This window comes from Fortiea sp. LEGE XX443 (assembly GCF_015206815.1).
GTDB lineage: Bacteria > Cyanobacteriota > Cyanobacteriia > Cyanobacteriales > Nostocaceae > Nostoc_B.
Genome location: NZ_JADEXZ010000015.1, coordinates 73,258 through 93,088 on the forward strand (window position 1 = coordinate 73,258; position 19,831 = coordinate 93,088).

Annotated in this window: 16 protein-coding genes; 8 read left to right on the forward strand and 8 right to left on the reverse strand. The window is 40.4% G+C overall.

The features are described 5' to 3' along the window. The first annotated feature begins 22 nt into the window (after nt 1-22). Complete coding sequence (locus IQ259_RS08645; RefSeq protein ID WP_193883671.1) at nt 23-1,417, forward strand: cytochrome P450; 1,395 nt, start codon at nt 23-25, stop codon at nt 1,415-1,417. 5 nt (nt 1,418-1,422) lie between these two features. Here IQ259_RS08645 and IQ259_RS08650 read toward each other — a convergent pair whose 3' ends face one another. Next, on the reverse strand, nt 1,423-7,107 hold the full coding sequence (locus IQ259_RS08650; RefSeq protein WP_193883704.1) for an ATP-binding sensor histidine kinase: 5,685 nt from the start codon (nt 7,105-7,107) through the stop codon (nt 1,423-1,425). 262 nt (nt 7,108-7,369) lie between these two features. Then, on the reverse strand, nt 7,370-7,762 hold the full coding sequence (locus tag IQ259_RS08655) for an MAPEG family protein (RefSeq protein ID WP_193883673.1): 393 nt from the start codon (nt 7,760-7,762) through the stop codon (nt 7,370-7,372). Nucleotides 7,763-7,979: 217 nt separating this feature from the next. Between IQ259_RS08655 and IQ259_RS08660 the strand changes: the two genes are divergently transcribed. Beyond that, nucleotides 7,980-8,381 (forward strand): nuclease A inhibitor family protein, encoded by a 402-nt coding sequence (locus tag IQ259_RS08660; RefSeq protein ID WP_193883675.1) that lies wholly within the window; start codon nt 7,980-7,982, stop codon nt 8,379-8,381. Between the two features lie 370 nt (nt 8,382-8,751). Here the strand turns inward: IQ259_RS08660 and IQ259_RS08665 are convergent, their stop codons facing one another. Both IQ259_RS08665 and IQ259_RS08670 read right to left on the reverse strand, forming a co-directional pair. Beyond that, on the reverse strand, nt 8,752-8,949 hold the full coding sequence (locus IQ259_RS08665; RefSeq protein WP_193883677.1) for a hypothetical protein: 198 nt from the start codon (nt 8,947-8,949) through the stop codon (nt 8,752-8,754). Between the two features lie 302 nt (nt 8,950-9,251). Next, nucleotides 9,252-9,959: an ROK family protein gene (locus IQ259_RS08670; protein WP_193883679.1), complete on the reverse strand. Its 708-nt coding sequence runs from the start codon at nt 9,957-9,959 to the stop codon at nt 9,252-9,254. A 99-nt stretch (nt 9,960-10,058) separates the two neighbouring features. Here IQ259_RS08670 and IQ259_RS08675 point away from each other — a divergent pair, with 99 nt between their 5' ends. From IQ259_RS08675 to IQ259_RS08695, 5 genes are all read left to right on the forward strand, one after another. Further along, on the forward strand, nt 10,059-10,859 hold the full coding sequence (locus IQ259_RS08675; protein WP_193883681.1) for a creatininase family protein: 801 nt from the start codon (nt 10,059-10,061) through the stop codon (nt 10,857-10,859). A 217-nt stretch (nt 10,860-11,076) separates the two neighbouring features. Further along, complete coding sequence (locus IQ259_RS08680; RefSeq protein ID WP_193883683.1) at nt 11,077-11,613, forward strand: 2TM domain-containing protein; 537 nt, start codon at nt 11,077-11,079, stop codon at nt 11,611-11,613. Nucleotides 11,614-12,066: 453 nt separating this feature from the next. Further along, the gene (locus IQ259_RS08685) at nt 12,067-14,874 is read left to right on the forward strand and encodes a CHAT domain-containing tetratricopeptide repeat protein (RefSeq protein ID WP_193883685.1); all 2,808 of its coding nucleotides are present in this window, start codon (nt 12,067-12,069) and stop codon (nt 14,872-14,874) included. A 123-nt stretch (nt 14,875-14,997) separates the two neighbouring features. Then, nucleotides 14,998-15,834, forward strand: a complete 837-nt coding sequence (gene dapB, locus IQ259_RS08690; protein ID WP_193883687.1) for a 4-hydroxy-tetrahydrodipicolinate reductase — start codon at nt 14,998-15,000, stop codon at nt 15,832-15,834. Nucleotides 15,835-15,860: 26 nt separating this feature from the next. After that, on the forward strand, nt 15,861-16,547 hold the full coding sequence (locus IQ259_RS08695) for a phosphate ABC transporter permease (RefSeq protein ID WP_193883690.1): 687 nt from the start codon (nt 15,861-15,863) through the stop codon (nt 16,545-16,547). A gap of 62 nt (nt 16,548-16,609) precedes the next feature. Here the strand turns inward: IQ259_RS08695 and IQ259_RS08700 are convergent, their stop codons facing one another. The 3 genes from IQ259_RS08700 to IQ259_RS08710 form a co-directional block, all read right to left on the reverse strand. Beyond that, nucleotides 16,610-17,239 (reverse strand): precorrin-8X methylmutase, encoded by a 630-nt coding sequence (locus tag IQ259_RS08700; RefSeq protein WP_193883692.1) that lies wholly within the window; start codon nt 17,237-17,239, stop codon nt 16,610-16,612. A 94-nt stretch (nt 17,240-17,333) separates the two neighbouring features. Continuing rightward, complete coding sequence (locus IQ259_RS08705) at nt 17,334-18,143, reverse strand: TPM domain-containing protein (RefSeq protein ID WP_193883694.1); 810 nt, start codon at nt 18,141-18,143, stop codon at nt 17,334-17,336. Nucleotides 18,144-18,403: 260 nt separating this feature from the next. Beyond that, nucleotides 18,404-18,628, reverse strand: coding sequence for a hypothetical protein (locus IQ259_RS08710; protein WP_193883696.1), 225 nt, complete (start codon nt 18,626-18,628; stop codon nt 18,404-18,406). Between the two features lie 129 nt (nt 18,629-18,757). Here IQ259_RS08710 and IQ259_RS08715 point away from each other — a divergent pair, with 129 nt between their 5' ends. Then, a complete protein-coding gene (locus IQ259_RS08715) occupies nt 18,758-18,970 on the forward strand; it encodes a helix-turn-helix domain-containing protein (protein ID WP_193883706.1) in 213 nt (70 codons plus the stop codon). 123 nt (nt 18,971-19,093) lie between these two features. On the opposite strand, the gene IQ259_RS08720 is transcribed toward IQ259_RS08715, so the two are convergent. Then, nucleotides 19,094-19,591, reverse strand: coding sequence for a hypothetical protein (locus tag IQ259_RS08720; protein WP_228014440.1), 498 nt, complete (start codon nt 19,589-19,591; stop codon nt 19,094-19,096). Between the last annotated feature and the right edge of the window lie 240 nt (nt 19,592-19,831).

Sequence of the window (19,831 nt, forward strand, 5' to 3'; positions counted from 1 at the left end):
AATTTTGGAGTGATCAACTCAGATGCAACTACCTAATCCACTGAAAACCCTTCCTTTTATACAAAAGCTTCATTGGGTTGCTGATCCTGTAGGATATATGCAAAAAGCATCTCAGCAATATCCCGATATTTTTACTGGCAGCATGGTTGGTTTTGGAGATACTGTGGTATTTGTCAACCATCCCCAAGGAATCCAAGAGATTTTAACCAACGATAGAAAACAATTTACAGCGCCTGGCAGGTTTAACAGAATAGGAGAACCAATCGTTGGTAATTCTTCTATCGCTATGCTTGATGACAGCTTTCACAAAAAACGAAGACAACTTTTAATGCCTCCCTTTCATGGAGAGCGAATGCGAGCTTACGGTCAGATCATCTGTAATTTGACTGAAAAAGTGTTTAGTCAATTACCAGTAGAACAACCCTTTTTAGCTTGTGTTGCTATGCAGGATATTGCTCTACAAGTAATACTACAAACTATTTTTGGCTTGTATGAAGGTGACCGTTATCAGCAAATCAAGCATTTGTTAGCTTCGCTTCTAGATGTCTTTAGTTCACCACTCACCTCTAGCTTTCTCATGTTCCCTTTTCTGCAAAAAGATTTAGGTGCTTGGAGTATTTGGGGAAGATTTTTGCGGCTGCGACAACAAATTGATGAATTACTTTATGCTGAAATCAACGAACGTCGGCAAAAATTCGATCCAGATCGAATTGATATTCTCTCTTTGCTAATGTCTGCAAGAGATGAAGAAGGTAAAGTAATGACAAATCAGGAGTTGCGTGATGAATTAATACTTATGATGTTTTCTGCAAAAGAAACCACAGCAATTTCTATGGCTTGGGTATTGTACTGGACTCACTACAAGCCAGAAGTCCTTAAAAAACTGCTAGAAGAATTTGATACTCTTGGTGATTCGCCAGATCCCATGAGTATTTTCCGATTGCCTTATCTCACAGCTGTCTGTAATGAAAGTCTGCGAATTCATCCCTTTTTGATATTGACTTTGCCTAGAGTAGTGCAAGAACCTGCAAGACTACTAGGATATCTGTTAGAGCCTGGTACTGTTGTAGCTGGCTGTATTTATCTTACTCATCACCGTGAAGATTTATATCCAGAACCTAACCAATTTAAGCCAGAACGCTTTCTCGAAAGACAATTTTCTACCTATGAATTTTTACCTTTTGGTGGTGGTTCCCGTCGCTGTATTGGTGAGGCTTTGGCTTTGTTTGAAATGAAGCTAGTAATAGCAACAGTCGTATCACGCTATCAACTTGCTTTGGTGAATCGTGAACCAGAGCGACTTCATCGGCGAGGTTTTGGTATTGGGCCTACTAGTGGAATCAAGATGTTAATTCATGGGCAACGTAAACCTCATAAATCTTTAGTAAGTGCAGCGACTGTACCTGCCATAACCTAGCTATCTCACTGCTGGATTGGTATTTCAATCACAAACTCAGTACCTTTTCCGGGAGTAGAATCACAGGTTAACTGACCCTTGTGTTTGTCTACAACCACCTGATAACTAATAGATAATCCCAACCCAGTACCACTACCCACTGGTTTAGTAGTAAAAAATGGGTCAAAGATTTTCTTCCTAACTGCTTCTGTCATTCCAGAACCATTATCAGCAATACGAATCCGCAGAGTATTTGAGTTTGCGAGTTCAGTACAAATACAAATCTGTGGTTTAGTTAATAGTTCAGCGTTGTTAACTGTTGACTCATCCAACGCATCGATCGCATTACTCAAAATATTCATAAATACCTGATTTAGTTGACCAGCATAACAACTAATTTCAGGTATTTTTACATATTTTTTGATAACTTCTATTTCGGGGCGGTCGCTCTTTTCCTTCAATCGGTGCTGCAAAATCATCAAGGTGTTATCAATACCTTCATAAATATCAACAGCTTTCATTTCTGACTCATCCAGGCGGGAAAAGTTACGTAAACCCAAAACTATATTCCGAATTCGGGAACTTCCAACCCTCATTGAATCGAGAATCTTAGGCAAATCTTCTGCTAAGAAATCTACATCAATTTTTGCGGCTTTTTCCTGAACTAAATCCGAAACATTAGCGCATTCATGCCGATAAATAGCAAGTAAATCCAGCAAATCTTCTACATATTCACTAGCATGAGCAATATTGCCATGAATAAAGTTAATTGGGTTATTAATTTCATGAGCAATTCCCGCCACCATTTGGCCCAAAGAAGACATTTTTTCGCTTTGAACTAATTGGATTTGTGTGTGTTGCAGTTCTTGGAGAGCTTGTTGCAAATGTTGATTTTTGTTGTGCAGTTCTTGTGTTCTAGCTTCTACTTTTTCTTCTAATCTATGGCTGTATTCCTCCAAGTTTTGATTAGCTTTTGCCAAATTTTCGTAGAGTATGGCATTTTCTAGGGAAATTGCTGCTTGAGTAGTGAGGAGTTTGATGACTTCGACGCGATCGCGGGTAAATGCTCCCGTAGTAAGATTATTTTCGAGGTATAGAATCCCTAGCAATTTACCTTGGTTAATAATTGGAATACACAAAAGGCTCTTAGGCTGCTCACGAATAATGTAGCGATCGCCTGCTAAGAAAGCAACGGCCTTAGCATCATCAACTACAAATACTTCTCCAGTACGTTTAACATGTTTCATCAACGTAATGGGAACATCGTAACTCGATTCCACATGAATTGATGGGAACTGTGTAGAAATTGGGTCAAAATTTGCGCTAGAACTGACCGCAGTTACTTTTAATTCTAAGTTATTACCCTCACTCAAAATCAAAGCAGATTTAGAAGCTCCGGCATTTTCCATCACAACTTGCATTAATTTAGCAAGCAGTTCCTCCATGTCAATTTCTCCAGAAAGCGCTTGAGAGGCTTTGATCACAACTGCTAAATCTAGCGCGTCAGAAATGCTTGTTTTAGAACTGATAAGTGTTTGGTAACTACATTGGTTTGATAGGGATTGATGAGTAGAAACAGTGATTTTTTCAGATGATTGGAGGCTAAGTTTTTCGTGCTGAAGTATTGGCATTAGTAATTGGGGATAGTGCTTGGCCAAATCATCTACTTTGGCTTTGGCTCCCCAGCGAACGTAGCAATAATAAGCATCGGTGAGATATGTTTGAGCAATTTTATTTTTGCCCCATTCAAGATAGAATCTAGCAGCTAGTTCATTAGCCAGAGCTTCTTCATTAATGTACTCGTTTTCTTTAGCAAGGGAAATGGCGCGATCGTAAGATTCTATTGCTTCCAAATATTGACTTGTAACCCGATACTTTTCAGCCTCCACCAAATAAAATTTATGCAAATAATTCATCGGAGCATGATCCGCCCATTTCTGCATCTTTTCCTGATTGATTTGCACTTTGTCCAAAATGTGTTTTTGCTCAGAATCAATTGCATCGGCATATACAGCAATTTGTGCCAGAGAATCATAAAAATGGAAAAGAGGAAACACTAAATTTCCTACTCCACTATCTAAATAAATTTCTGCCAATTTTGAATTTTCAATTGCCTGAGGAAAATCTCGAAATAGGTAGCAGAGATATAGTTTATTGAAGTATAGATATATAAGACCTACTCCATCTTGAGCTTGCTGGTGAATCGGTAACATTTCTTCTTCATTGTATGCTTCACCGATTAAATTACTTGATTTTTCTGTAGCTTCTTGTAGCAAATTCAAAACACTTTGATGATAAATATTATGCCAGTTAAATATTATTTCTTGCTTAATTTGAGAGATGGCATTGCTATAGCTTGCCATCTCAGATGCTAATCCTGCCAGTTCTCTGCCAATGAAATACGAAGAATACGAATGACTGTAAAGACAGTAGCCAGCAAATTCTAAGTCTCCTGTCTGCAATCCGGTAGAGTAACCTTCTAGTAAAGGATTTACTATATCTTTAGTATGTTTTTTCCAGTGAGCTATAGTAGCATAAAATATTTGTATTACCTTAGCTTTCAATTCTTCAGCATTGAACTTATCCGTTAGATTGACAGCTAGATCGCCAAACTCATAGCCAGACTTAATATCTCCCATAATTCCACTTAGCATTAATCCGTAAAGGACATAAGCGTAAGCAGATAAAATAGCATTACCATATTTGAGGGATAATTCTATTTGTTTCATAACAATCAGTGGAAAAAGTTGAGGATATGCTTGATAGACCCAACTAGACACACCCGATAAAATACGCATCACTGACGAAGGTTGGGCTGCCGTCATTTCTGGTAGATTAACTAAATCTTCAATACATTTTCCACTTAAATTTGATGTGATTTCTGCCATTACCATCTGAATATCAGATTGGCTAGGATTTTCAGGAAACTCTACACCCAACTGCTTCAAAACAGTGAGTGCCGTATTGACAGCTTCTAGCGCTTTATTTTGTGCGCCGTAAGCTTGAATTTTGACTTCATAAACTTTTACTTTTTCTAGTAATGTATTAGCACAAGCTAATACAACATCAACTAATTGCTCCATCTGGTCAAATTCACCAGCTAGATATGCTGCTTCTGCTGCTGTTTCATACAAAGCTAAAGTGAGTTCATATTGTGTTTCCCACTTATCAGATGAGAGGAGTTCGATACCAGTCCTTAAATACTTTATTGCTGCTGCATAAGCTGTTGATGCTAAAGCTTTGCGTCCAGCTATGAAATTCATTTTGGCTATTTCATCACGCTTAGTTTGGTAAGTAATTAATTCTAATGCCGTATTAAATTGATTGACAATCTGAAAAATCTTTTCTTCTCGTTCTGCTACTGGAATATTATCCAAAAGTAAGAGTCCAATTTTAAAATGAATTTGCTTCCTTTGAGTTTCTGGAATTAAAGAATAAGCAGCTTGTTGTACTCGGTCATGGATAAACTTATATTTAGGAACTTGAAAATTATTATTGAAAAATTCTGGAGAATTTGAATTTTTGAGAATTTCATCTGAATTATTTTCATTTTGAAATAACTTATAAAGTTCAGTCTGGGGTAAAACTATTCCCTCATGAAGAGCTATCCATAAGTCAGATGCTGTATCTACTACAGATTTTTCATTGACGATCGCCAGAGTTTTTAAGTCAAATTCATTACCAATACAGGCAGCCAGTTTCAAGACATTTTGTGTCATTATTGGCAATTTTTCTATTTGCCTTGCGATAAATTCTACAACATCATCTGTCAGAGCTAATGCTTGTATTGCGCCTAAATCATACTGCCAATAGCCGACCTCAAAATTAAATTTAATTATGCCATCTTGATGTAGAGACTTCAAAAATTGAGTTGCAAAGAAGGGATTACCTTTGGTTTTAGCAAACACCATTTGCCCCAGAGGAATAGCAAGTTCTTCGTGGCAGCAAAGGGTATCAGCAATCAAAAAATTTAAATTACTTTGATTGAGAGGTGTTAAAGTAATTTGATTAATACTTGCTCCTGTTTTTTCGATTTGCTGTAATGTTAAAGATAGTGGGTGTGCTTGGTAAACTTCGTTGTTACGATATGCACCAATTATTAAAAAACATCCTTCACTTTCAGTCTGATTAACTTTTGGTTCTTCATCAACTTTCCAAGGCTCTCCATCAAATATAGGAGACCATATATTCTCTTTGATTTCCAGAGAAACTAAGGCAGAATTTTTATTGATGACATTAGGTTGACTCATTAAGAGTTGAATAAACTTTAAAGAAGCTGAGTCTGCCCATTGCAAATCATCTAAAAAAATCACTAAGGGATGCTCTTTAGTGCTGAATACTTGGATGAATCTTGGGAATAGTAAATTAAATCGATTTTGAGCAGCACTACCAGAGAGTTCAGTAACTTCTGGCTGTTTGCCAATAATCTGTTCAAGAACAGGAATCACATCGATAATTACCTGCGCTTGTTCACCTAATGCTGAGAGAATTTCTTCTTTCCAATGTTGAATTTGAGCATCAGTTTCTACTAGGATTTGCCTCATTAAATCCTGAAAAGCTTGTACTAACGCTGACAAGGGAATGTCACGTTGGAATTGATCAAATTTACCTTTGATGAAATAACTGCGCTGTCTGGTAATTGGTTTATGTACTTCATTAACCACTGCGGTTTTGCCAATTCCAGAGAATCCAGCGACTAGGATCATTTCTGTTGTACCTTTAGCTATTCGCTCAAAAGCGGCAAGTAAAGTGCCAACTTCTTTTTGACGGCCATAGAGTTTTTCCGGGATGAGAAAACGGTCGGAAATATCTTTAGTTGCTAACTCAAAGGTGGCAATATTACTATTTTCTTGCCATTGGTTGTGACAAATGTCTAAGTCGTACTTAAGTCCGTAGGCACTCTGATAGCGGTCTTCGGCATTTTTGGCCATCAACTTGCTAACAATTGCCGACAAAATTTGCGGATGATGAGGATTGATTTGGTGTACGCTTGGTGGTTGTTTTGCAATGTGAGCGTGAACTAACTCCATCAGTTCAGTGTTAGCGAAGGGTAACTGTCCGGTTAAGAGTTCAAAAAAGGTGACACCTAGAGAATAGAAATCACTGCGGTAATCAATACCACGGTTCATTCTGCCTGTTTGTTCAGGAGATATGTAAGCGAGTGTTCCTTCTAAGACGTTGGGATTTGTGAGATATTGAATTTCTCTTGGTAGGAGAGTGGCAATACTGAAGTCGATAATTTTGATTTCCAGGGTGCTGGGGTTAATCAGGATGTTGGCAGGTTTGATGTCTTTATGAATAATGCGACTGCGATGCAGTCCTTCTAAGGTAGATGCGATCGCTATGGCAATATGGAAAAATTCTTTTAGTGTAACGCCAGATTCTTGTAAAACTTTGTTTTGTCGCCCCCAATCTTTGAGTGATATGCCGCCAAAGTCCTCCATGATTAAGGCATAACCATTGCGATAGTTTTCTAAGCACAGAGGTTGAACGATTCCTGGTAAGTTGAGGTTTTTGGTAATTGTATACTGATTGCGGAATTGAGCAATTTCGCTGAAGGTAGGATACTCATTTCGCATCAATTTAATGACCACAGGTTTTTGGTCTTGTTCTCTAATGCCTCGATAAACTAGGGTTTTGCTGCCACAATAGATTTGTTCTAAAATTTGATACCCGGCAAGAGAGAATACTTTATCAGATAAGACTAACATTGCAGCAGTGTTCACAATATTTTTACTGTGCTTAGTATTCCCTTTGACTCAGCTTATTTAACGTCGAGTGAGTAAGTAGGTGGTTGAGAAAAAACCAAACTATGTGTAGAAAAATGAACTGAGCTAAAACCTTCTTCACTCACCTCGACTGCGATCGGTGGTCGCCGATCGCAGTCGAGGCGCGACCACTTGCCACTTATACGGTTTTATATAACAGCGAAGTATATATAGATAGAGCGTTAAATTAACGCTCTACAGCAGTTTATGACTGCACCAAAACCAAAATAATACCAACAAGCGAACCCAAAAGTAGCACTGTACCACTCATAGCACTAATGCCAAAGCCAATCATCCGCTTTTCGGCAGCCTGATAATATCCCCAAGCGTAAGTAATTCGACCTATAAGCCAGATAGCGCCGATAATTGCCCCCCATAACGGGTTGACATAAAAAGAGAACAACCATAAACCAGGAATAAATAAAACCGTCTGCTCTAGGGTATTCTGTTGAACGCGCAGCACTCGCTCAAAGTTGGCATTACCTGTCATTTGGGGTGGTGATACTTTATATTTGGCTCTAGCTCGACCAACATTAATTGTGATCACCAAGTAGAGTAGTAGTGTCAAAGCAGTGATCAGACTAGTCCAAGGCGACATATCAAAATCCTCGTGTACAAAAAAAGTATAATTCTTTAGTCACATAAATACGCGTTCACGAAGTGTCTCCTTGGGAGAATTGCCCAAAAACTAAATTTTTATTGAAAAAAAATTGAGCGATCGCTTAGTTCACCAGGATAATGTTAAGATTTATGCAGTTTTTTGCAGCCATGTTGTAATTTTTAAACTTTAGATTTTTCTTCACAAAATCAATTCTATGACTAATCAAATTCCTGCAAAACTCAAGCAAGCTTCCAATAGTTTGCTCATGATGAGTGAATCTGAGTATCCCTTTGAAGTTGTTTTATGGCCTGGACAAGCCCAAGAAACTTTGACAAATCAAAAACTTCTTCAGTTAACAGATCATCCCCCAGAGACATCAATAGAAACAGTAGAACTAGATTATTTATTTCGTAACTGTGCTGAAGAAAAAGAATGGCACGATGAAATCCAAAAACAAGATGTGCAGAAATTTCAATCCCTTGTCAACACACTAAAAGATAACCTTACAGATATCAAAGTTTATCGTTTGGGTACGATAAATATTGATGTCTATATTATTGGTAAAACAACCTCTGGTGATTTAGCCGGAATTTCCACAAAAGTTGTAGAAACCTAAGAGGATGTTTGAAAAGTATTATTGCTAACATTAAAATCTAAAAAACCTAACCCCCATTTCCTTCTAAGAAACGAGGGTTTTACGGCCTCTCTCTCAATACAGTTCGGTTAACAGATTTCTATTTGATTGTGTCGGAAAAACCAAGAATTGGGGGGATTCTCCCCCAAGCCCCCGATTGGGGGCATTCTGCCGCCCCCAAACCCCCTACAGAAGGATAGTTGTGTTTGGGCTGAAGTTTCAATTTTTTCTTAACCGAACCGTATTGGCCTCTCTCTGGTTGCTTAACAGTAGACTAACGCCAACGGGGAGAGGTTTTTGGTATTCTTCTCTTGCAAAGACACTAACGTGAACACAACTTACCAAGCGTTCTCTAAGAGGGTGTTTGTTTCTGTGCTTGGAATCGCCATAGTAGAGCGATCGCCATAATAATAGTAGGTAACAAAACTAAAATTAAGGCATTCGTCGCTGTTGCGGGAATTGCGACACTTGGCAGTACATCCTTAATTAATAGAGATAATAAAGCTGAGAGCAACAGCAATTTAACAATAAAACTTAGCTGATTTTCCATAGCAGTACAGCAATTCACATTTTTATTTAGGGTACACTCGGATTTAGACTAAACGCACTAGTCTCTACAATTTTTATAAATACAGAGATGTATGAAAATCAAAGTAGAGACGCGATATATCGCGTCTCTACTTATGTGCATCGTGATTAGAGTGAAATGGTATCGCAGGTGACAGGGAACAGGTGACAGGTGACAGGGTTAAAAGTCTTTTAGTGCATGAGTTTTATCATTGGCCGATGTCCTAACTGCCTTGGCTACTGCTATATGATATAATACGCAGAGCGTCTACGCTTTTGACATTCCTAATCGCGCCACAAAGCAATTCCACCCAACAAACCTGTGACATTGGGTATAAGCTTGACATTCAAAGGTAGTTGTAAATTCACCTTCACAGCCTCACCACCACCGATATAGAGATAATCATAATTAAACAAGTGCTGCAAAGAAGCGATCGCTTTTTCTAAACGCCGATTCCATTTTTTCTCACCATACTTTTGTAAAGCCGCTCGTCCTAGCTGTTCTTCGTAAGTCTGTCCTTTGCGAAACTCATGGTGTCCCATTTCCATATTCGGCACTAGTTTACCATCAACAAATAAAGCCGAACCAAACCCTGTTCCCAAGGTAATTACCAATTCCACACCTTTACCGGCGATCGCGCCTAAGCCTTGCATATCTGCATCATTAATCACCCGTACTGGCTTATTTAAACGTTGTGATAATACTGCTTGCAAGTCGAAGCCAATCCAATCAGAATCTAAGTTTACTGCTGTTTCTGTAACTCCGCAGCGCACCACACCAGGAAAACCCACAGAAACCCGATGAAACTCACCTTGAGCAGCCGCTAAAATTGCGATCGCATTGATTACTACTTCTGGTTTTGCTGGAGATGGTGTATCTACCCGCGCTCTATCAGTTAGCGGTGTACCAGTAATATCTAATACCATTGCCTTCACACCACTACCACCAATATCAACTGATAAAGTGCGAATTGAACCGTTGTCTTCAACCATTTAATTTTCCCTATTACTACTTGTTCTCTGGCTATTATGCGTCCCTGCTTCTGGTAATATCCTGATGTGTTGATAGTCTTCACAAGACTCAAAATTAAAATGCACAGCTTTATTCCCCCAGAACGCTTTTTTCCTTACCTGACTTGGACTGAAATTCGAGCAATGCCTAATAAGGAAAATGTCGTAATTATCCAACCTGTAGGGGCAATTGAACAGCACGGCCCCCATTTACCATTGATTGTAGATGCGGCGATTGGTGTTGGGGTACTGGGAAAAGCCCTCACTAAGCTAGATGCAAACATTCCCGCCTATGCTTTGCCCACTCTCTATTATGGTAAATCTAACGAACATTGGCACTTTCCCGGAACAATTACCCTCAGTTCCGAAACGCTGACAGCAACAATTATGGAAGTGGGAGAAAGTATTTACCGGGCTGGGTTTAGAAAATTTGTCTTGATGAATTCCCACGGCGGACAACCCCAAATCATGCAAATGGCAGCGCGAGATTTACATGTAAAATATGATGACTTTTTAGTATTTCCCTTGTTTACTTGGCGTGTGCCTAACATCACTAAAGAATTGTTAACTCCCAAGGAAGCTAAACTGGGTATGCACGCTGGGGACGCAGAAACTAGCATTATGTTGGCAATTTTACCAGAACAGGTAAAACTCGAAAAAGCTGTTGCCGAATATCCTCCAGAACAACCAGAAAGTACATTAATTAGTTGGGAAGGTCAATTACCCGTATCATGGACAACACGAGATATTAGTAAAAGTGGTGTAATTGGTGACGCGACAACCGCAACCAAAGAAAAAGGCGATCGCATCCTCGAATCTGTATCTGATGGGTGGGTGCAAGTGATTAAAGATATTTACGCATTTGGACTACCACAAAATTAGTCATAAATAAGTACCTAAACAGAATTAATTACACACATTATTTTTCTGTTCCCTGTTTCCTCTGTCCACGAATGAATTTAATTTTGTGCAACTACTTAAGGGTAAAGAATGTCTGTTAATCACTTCCAGCCATCTCTAGATTTGCTAGTGTAAAGTTAGTGCTTGTCAGTAGAACGGGCAATTTATTTTTATCAATAGCAAATAAGAGATTATAATTATGGCGGCATTTGAACCTAATAGCAATCGTTCTTATAGCCAAGAAGATGTACAACGCATTCTTCAATTGGCGATCACTCGTCAAGCTGACGACCAAGACAAAGAATTTTCTTATGAACTACTGTTAGAAATTGCTGGCGAGTTAGACATTTCGCCTGATTCTTTACAACTAGCAGAACGAGACTGGCGATCGCAACAAAGTGAAATTCAACAACGTCAGGCTTTTGACGCTTACCGTCTCTCAAGATTTAAAAAGCGGTTGGGCAATTTTGCCATTGTCAATACTGTTTTAATATCAATTAACTTTATTGCTACCACTGGTCATATTTTGTTGTTTCCTTGGTCGCTCTACATTTTACTCTTCTGGGGATTGAACATTGGGCTAGATTTTTGGAATAACTTTCATGCTAAAGGTGAAGAGTATGAAATAGCTTTTCAAAAATGGTATCGCAAGCATCAGCTAAAGCAGAACATGAATACAGTTTTGCAAACCGCCAATACACTCGTAAATAAATGGTTTAAGACATTGCAGATTTAGGCGATCGTAAAAATACACATCCTGAAACCAAACCCCGACAGTTAAGAAAAATCGGGGTTTTAATTTTTGGTTGATTGTTGTGGCGATCGCTACTGGCGAAAAAATTTAAAGTAATAAGTTGTGTTGACGCAAGAAAACCTAACACCAATACACATATCTTCTTGCATCGCCCGTCCATAAGATTGTATCGACTTGCAATCGTATTGCATTGCCCGGCTATAAGATTGCATCGTCCTGCAATCGTATTGCATCAATCTGTCAAATTTTTTTCCCTACACCCTCAAATTGTTGCAAAAAATGCAACAAAAACAGAAATAATCTTGCAAATTAGTAAGATAACAACAGATTTTCCGCAATATCTCTGATGACAAGTGAATAAAGGTGGTCAGATCCCCGACTTCTTAAAGAAGTCGGGGATCTATTAACCCATCATCAAATTACGAATTACGAACTATGAATTACAAATCATTATTTTTACCCTTAGTGCTGAGTTCGCTGCTGCTATCTGATGCAGTGAGAGCCACATCAAAAACCCAAGACTTGCAGATAGCACAACAACCAACCCCACCAGACGCAACCCGCGCCGCAGCACGACAAGCATTACTTGAAGGATTGGAATTATCATACAAACAAGGCACAGCCGAAAGCTTACGACAGGCAATTGCAAAATGGCAAATTGCCTTACCCCTGTGGCAGAAACTTGGCGATAAATCTTACGAAGCTTTGACTCTACACTTAATTGGTAGAGTCTACTCAGATTTAGGAGAAAAGCAGCAAGCACTAGAATTTCATAACCAAGCTCTGCCTCTATATCGTGCAGTAGGCGATCGCTCTGGGGAAGCGATTACTCTCAATAACATTGGTGCAGTCTACTCAGATTTAGGAGAAAAGCAGCAAGCATTAGAATTTTACAACCAAGCTCTGCCCCTATTTCGTGCCGTGGGCAATCGCTCTGGGGAAGCGCCTACTCTCAATAACATTGGTGGAGTCTACTCCGCATTAGGAGAAAAGCAGCAAGCACTAGAATTTTACAACCAAGCTCTGCCCCTATGGCGTGCTGTAGGTGATCGCGCAGGCGTTGCCACTACTCTCAATAACATTGGTTTAGTCTACTCCGATTTAGGAGACAAGCAGAAAGCCCTGTCATATTACAACCAAGCCCTGCCCCTCAGACGTGCGGTGGGCGATCGCGCAGGCGTTGCCACTACTCTCACTAGTATTGGTGGAGTCTACTCCGCATTAGGAGAAAAGCAGCAAGCACTAGAATTTTACAACCAAGCACTGCCCCTATTTCGTGCTGTGGGCAATCGCTTTGGGGAAGCTACTACTCTCAATAACATTGCTCTTGTCTACTCTGATTTAGAAGAAAAGCAACAAGCACTGTCATTTCTTAACCAAGCTCTGCCCCTATATCGTGCGGTGGGCGAGCGCGCGGGGGAAGCCACTACTCTTAATAACATTGCTAGAGTCTACTCAGATTTAGGAGAAAAGCAGCAAGCACTGTCATTTTACAACCAAGCTCTGCCCCTCAGACGTGCAGTGGGCGATCGCTCCGGTGAAGCTCTTACTCTCTTTAACATCGCTAACGTAGAAAGAGACAAAGGTAACTTAGAAACTGCACTCACACAAATCGAAGCATCTATCAAAATCATCGAAGAATTACGCACCAAAATCGACAGTCAAGATTTGCGTACTTCTTACTTTGCTACAGTACAAGACTATTATCAATTTTACATCGACTTGCTAATGCAGTTGCACAAGAAAGAACCAACTAAAGGTTACGCCGCCCAAGCACTACACATCAGCGAACGCTCCCGCGCCAGGGTTTTATTAGAACTATTAACCGAAGCCAATGCCAAAATCCGCAAAGGCGTTGACTCTAAATTATTAGCACAAGAACAAAGTCTGCAAGAGCAAATTGATGCCAAAGATAAACTGCGTCGAGATTTAATCAGCAAAGCAGCACCCGCCACCACAATCCAAAAACTCGAACAAGAAATTGCCAATCTTCTGAGTCAATATCAACAACTACAAACACAAATTCGCACAACTAGCCCGAAATATGCCGCGCTCAAATATCCTGAACCGTTAAAATTAGCGCAAATTCAGCAACAACTCGATGCAAATACTGTGCTGTTGCAATATTCATTAGGTAAAGAACGCAGTTATCTTTGGGTTGTAACACCAAATTCCCTCGACAGCTATGAACTTCCACCACAAGCACAGATAGAAAAAGCAGCAAACGATTTTCGTCAAAGTTTAGTAACAGTATCAGCCTCTGGTGAACAACAAGCAGCAGCAGCAAAACAACTGGCTCAAATTATCCTAACTCCAGTCGCCAACAAATTAGCAAACAAACGTTTGGTAATTGTCGCGGATGGTGCTTTACAAAATATTCCCTTCGCCGCCATCACTGAACCAACTGCTCAAGAATCTTATCAACCACTGCTAATCAACCACGAAATCGTCAATCTTCCTTCAGCTTCCACCATTGCCATCCTCAGACAAGAAACACAAAAGCGTCCCAAAGCACCGAAAGCCATAGCTATTCTTGCAGATCCCGTATACAGTGCAGATGATTCACGGGTGACTGGCAAACCTGAGAACAATTCCATCACTCCTGAATTAGACCTCCAGCGTTCTGCATTGTCAAGGTCAGCCCGAAATCTCAACCGCAACGGTTGGGATAGATTAAACGGGACTCGTGAAGAAGCCGAGACAATTCTCAAACTCGGTTCACCAAAAGATAGCCTAGCAGCATTTGATTTTGATGCTAATTATGACTGGGTAACAAACGCAAAACTAAATCAATATCGTATAATTCACTTTGCTACTCACGGTTTTGCTGATGATGTTAACCCAGAGTTATCAGGCATTGTACTTTCATTAGTAGACAAGCAAGGTAAACAGCAAAGAGGATACTTGCGGTTAAACGATATCTTCAACCTCGATTTTCCGGCTGATTTAATTGTGTTGAGTGCTTGTCAAACCGGACAAGGTAGAGAAGTTCAAGGAGAAGGGTTAGTAGGTTTGACAAGAGGATTGATGTATGCCGGTTCACCCAGACTTGTGTTGTCTTTATGGGATGTGGATGATGAAGGAACGAAAGAATTGATGACGCAATTTTATCGCCAAATGTGGCAAGAAGGGAAATCACCTGTTGCGGCTCTGCGTGCGGCGCAATTAAGTTTATGGCAAAATCCTACTTGGCGTAAGCCTTTGTATTGGGCTGCTTTTACTATGCAAGGTGAGTGGCGATGAAAGTAAGTTAGGAATAGGGTAAACGACTACCTTCATCCTTAGGGCTGACTTCTAAGACTAGCTACTGTGTCACTAAAGTATCTACAATAAAACCCTTGTTGGCTGAAAAATATTTTTTGAATTATGACAAATCAAGCTCCAATTCCAGTAATTATTAACGGTGCTGCTGGCAAAATGGGACGTGAGGTAGTCAAAGCAGTAGCACAAGCACCTGATTTAATTTTGATGGGTGCAATTGACAGCAGTCTAGAACATCAAGGTAAGGACGCTGGGGAACTAGCAGGTTTAAGTGAACCCTTGGAAGTGCCTATAACTAACCAATTGGAACCAATGCTTGGCTATGTAGCTGGCGAAAGAAAACTACCGCCTGGGGTAATCATAGACTTTACCCATCCTGATGCAGTGTATGATAATGTGCGGAGTGCGATCGCCTACGGTATTCGTCCGGTTGTCGGAACTACAGGGTTAAGTCCAGAACAAATTCAAAATTTGGCTGACTTTGCCGAAAAAGCCAGTACTGGCTGCTTGATTATTCCTAACTTCTCCATTGGGATGGTATTGTTACAGCAAGCCGCCCTCACCGCATCGCAATATTTTGACCATGTAGAAATTATCGAACTGCATCACAACCAAAAAGCGGATGCGCCTAGTGGTACAGCAATTCAAACCGCACAATTACTAGGAGAGATGGGTAAAGCTTTTAACCCAGCACTTGTAGAAGAAACCGAGAAAATACCTGGAGCTAGAGGCAGCCTAGCCGACGAAGGAATTAGAATTCATAGTGTGCGCTTACCAGGACTAATAGCCCATCAAGAAGTGATTTTTGGCGCAGCTGGACAAATTTACACTTTACGACATGATACCAGCGATCGCGCTTGCTATATGCCCGGAGTCTTATTGGCAATTCGGAAGGTCGTACAGTTAAAGTCGTTAGTGTATGGTTTAGAAAAGATACTCTAAACATTAGCACTCAACATCCAGCACCCATGCTTGTTCCACTGACTCGCCAGAAATTTGAACAAGTTGTCCCCCTTATTGCTACCAGTCAGCAGTACAAGTACTACTGGGGGAAGTTTTCTAATTTTTTGCAGCGACTATTAATTTCTGTAGTTTCTGTAGTTGTGATTTTGCTCGCCAAAGCCCTCTTTGGGCTGGAGTTTGGCCCCATCCTATTTTTTCTTGGTGTAATGGGTGCATTTTTTTGGCTGTGGTTTCCCGTATTCCAAGCCAGTGTACGGAATGCAAAATGCCGCCGTTATAAGTACTGCGGCTTTTTTCGTGGACGAATTCTAGATTGGTGGATTACAGACCAATTGATGGGTAAACAAGAAACTGTCAACAGCAAAGGAGAATTAGTAATTGTTGAAAATCGAGAAAAACGCATCAACCTAGAAGTGGGAGATGACACCGGATTTAGTGTGGAATTGGACGCGCCACTACGTCCTTTCCATAAAGCGATCGCACGGGGTCAAATTGCTGAGATGATTGTCATGTCAAATCGCTCAGATTTAGGCAGTATTGACGATTTTAGTGATGTTTACATTCCCAGTCGTGACCTGTGGGTTAATGATTATCCCTATCTCCGCAGAGACTTCTTTTCTGAAGTCAGTCGCCGCTTACGCGAAGGACAACAAGACAGGCCACGCCGCCGTCGCCGGAAATATGAAGAATAGCGTGAAGTCTGAAGTGTGAAGTCTGAAGTCTGAAATTTCATAATTCATACTTCATACTTCTCCTAACTTTCCCGATTCGCATTCTGCCCATAAGCTTGCCATGCCAAATCTACCAGTCCATCAACAATCGCAGCAGCCACAACGGCGTTTCCTTTGCGACTTTCAATTGTGATGTAAGGAACTAAAGAGTCTTGCAAGCGGCTTTTAGCAGTATCCACATCCACAAATCCGACTGGAGTAGCAATTATTAAAGCTGGTAGAATTTCTTCAGCTTCAATCAAATCAACCAGTGCTGTTAGTGCTGTTTGGGCTTGACCAACCACAAATATCCCCTCTGGATAACGCTTGGCTAAGGTTTCAATTCCCCATGCTGCCAGAGTTTTTTCCTTTTGGGGACGCGTTACAGTTTCCATGCTGCAATAGACTGGGTTAGCGAAAGTGTTTTGGATGTCGTAGGCGATACCTACTTGTACCATTGGCACATCTACTACGATTGTGGTACGTGCTGCTAACGCTGCGGCACCAGATTGCAAAGCTTGTTCCGAAAAGCGAATTAAAGACTTATATTCAAAGTCAGCTGTGGCATATATCACCCGCCGAACAATTTCATACTCTGCGGGTGAAAAGACATGATCGCCAATTTCACTATCAATGATTGCTAAACTTTGAGCATCCGTTACGTGCCATTCCATCACTATTCAGCGCTGATATACCAGCCTTCAGCTTATCAGCTTCAGTGAGTGCTGAGTAATCTGAAGTCTGAAGTTTGAAGTCTGAAGTCTGAATTCAGGACTCAGCATTGGAAGAAGGACGACTGAACACAGGCGATAGGTAAGCAACTAAAGCGCCGATAAAAAAGCCAGAAATATTGCGAACTAAAGGCAACCAATCGCTGGTGCGTGTCACCACTGGCCCAATGCCGAAGGCTATGAACAAAATTCCCCATAAAGGAGAGAAGATTAATGCCCATTGCCAAGCAAAAATTTGTTTGTCAGTACGGGGTTGAGCTGCAAATCCGCAGATGATTCCACCAATGACGGAGGTTATTAGGGTGAGAATCCACTGTTCTCTTGGTAGTCCAGGCACGACATTACAACCACCTTTGAGCAAGCAGCCTCTAACTGATTCTAGGGCTTGTAATATTGCTTGGTCTTCGCCTTGTTCGCGCACAAAGTACAAGTTACCAAAGCGCGTTTGTAATTCTATCCAAAATGTCCGGGGTAAAAATTCATAAACTGCGTCGCCAACACTAAAGCTGAGAATATTGCCGCCACGAGAATCGGCAACTAGCAGGATACTTTTGTCATCTAAACCCCAATAATTTATCACTGCTCGACCGGGAGTGCGATCGTACTGTGTTAATACTCGCAGTTTCCAGCCAGTGTCAGTTTCAAACTGCTCTAACTCTGAAACTAGCTTGTCTTCTTGAATGTCAGTGAGAGTTTTAGCCAAATCTATAACTGGAGTTTGGAAATTGGGCAATAACTCAGGGTTGTCATAGGCAAGTGCTGAGGCGGGATGTGCTACCCAAATTGACCCAGCCAAGAAAAATGTTGCAATAGATACCAGAATTCGTCGCCAAAAACTAGACTGCATGGATGTTCTTATACAAATATCAACAGTAGAAGTGAACAAGTTGTTTTAAAAAGTAAGGGAGAAAAGTGATACTTCTTTACACTTGTTTACTTTACTCTAATATTAGGGTCTAGGGAAAGTATCGGGTGTTAGGAATTTAGGGAGAGAAAATTCCTCTAGATAAAGCTCGGTTGCTTCTTTGAGATTAAGCGATCGCCCCACAGCCATCAAGACCATCATAGCGACCGCTTTTTTTATGTTTGGTGCTTTTAAGCCTGAAATTAAGATTGATTAGAATTCTGTATTCTGCAATACACTTCATTCTTATTTTTGTCAAACACAATCACATGCTTGGTTGTTGGCAGCAATTGTCGCAGAATTTGGATATATCCATCCGCATCATGACGGCGATGAAACCGGGCTACTACCAATCGCTGCATATTTGGTAGGTGGCGAATAATACACCAAGGATGAGTATTTGATTTTGGCTGGGACGTTGATATCATAGAGCAATCTTCCCCTTAGTGGGATGTGTTAGGAATGCGGTCGCTCTCAAGTTTTCCAGGCTGTCAGAGCGATCGCTTTTGATGTACACAGATATTATCGGGCGCATACGCACCCTTGTCAACCAAAAAATGGGCTATGTTAGGCTGCGAATTCGAGAACTAGCTCAACAGAAGGGTTGGACACTAAAAGAAGTTGCTGACCGTTCTGGAGTTAACTACAACACAGTTAAAAGCTATGTTCAACGTGATGTCTTGAATACAGTTGATTTAAGTGCAGTCTACAAGATAGCCCGTAGCTTTGATGTGACAATTGAAGAGTTGATGGAATTGGTGGAAGAGTAGGCGATCGGAAATGGATAGCGTAGAAATAATTGAATTAGTAGACAAAAATTCACTAGATATTTTGCGTTCTAGAGTTGTTTAACAAGAAGTATTGCACTTGATTAATAAACCCTAATCTTTTTGTTAAAGATAGTTTTCTTTTTCTTGATATTTGCGTATTTTTCTACACCACTCACTTACTGTCTTTGCCAATAATGTCCCCTCATGTGCAGCTCTTTCCGCAACAGCTAAAAAGTCATCAACTGGTACTGTAGGTGTACCTGGGTGAGATTTAACCATTCCATGTACAGCTTGATTTCTTAGTATCCGCCACTGATCCACTGCTTCTTGAAGACTAGTTTGTCCTCCAACTTCAATCGGTAAAGGATTCTGCTTTTTCCATAACTGAATCAACTTTCCGAAAGATGGATACTGATGGACTTCTGTCGGTTTCTGTATTTCTCCAACGACTGTTAAATAACTAATTAGACGATCTGTAATAATACTCTCTTGAAGAGTAATTGCTTCCAGATAAAAACCTTCTTGACATGCTACTTTGATTCGCGCCCATGCTTCTCTATAACTGAGGTATTTAGCCGCATTTCCTTTAGGAGGAGTTTTTGGCATTTCAGACTTTTTCATAGCTATTTTTTATACTTTTATATATTTAGCATGAAAAGCAAGTCTAGTATAGGAATCATATTTGATTTCTGAAAAAGTGTACGAGATAATACGGAGGAATATATCTGTCTAAGAACAAACAATGATAGATCAGCATCTACAACCTGCGATGCCTGCGGCGGGCGTAGCCATCGCAGAACTACAAGAATTTATAGATAGTCGCCCAGATGCCCGTGAGGTGAGAAAAGCTCTCTTCTGTAA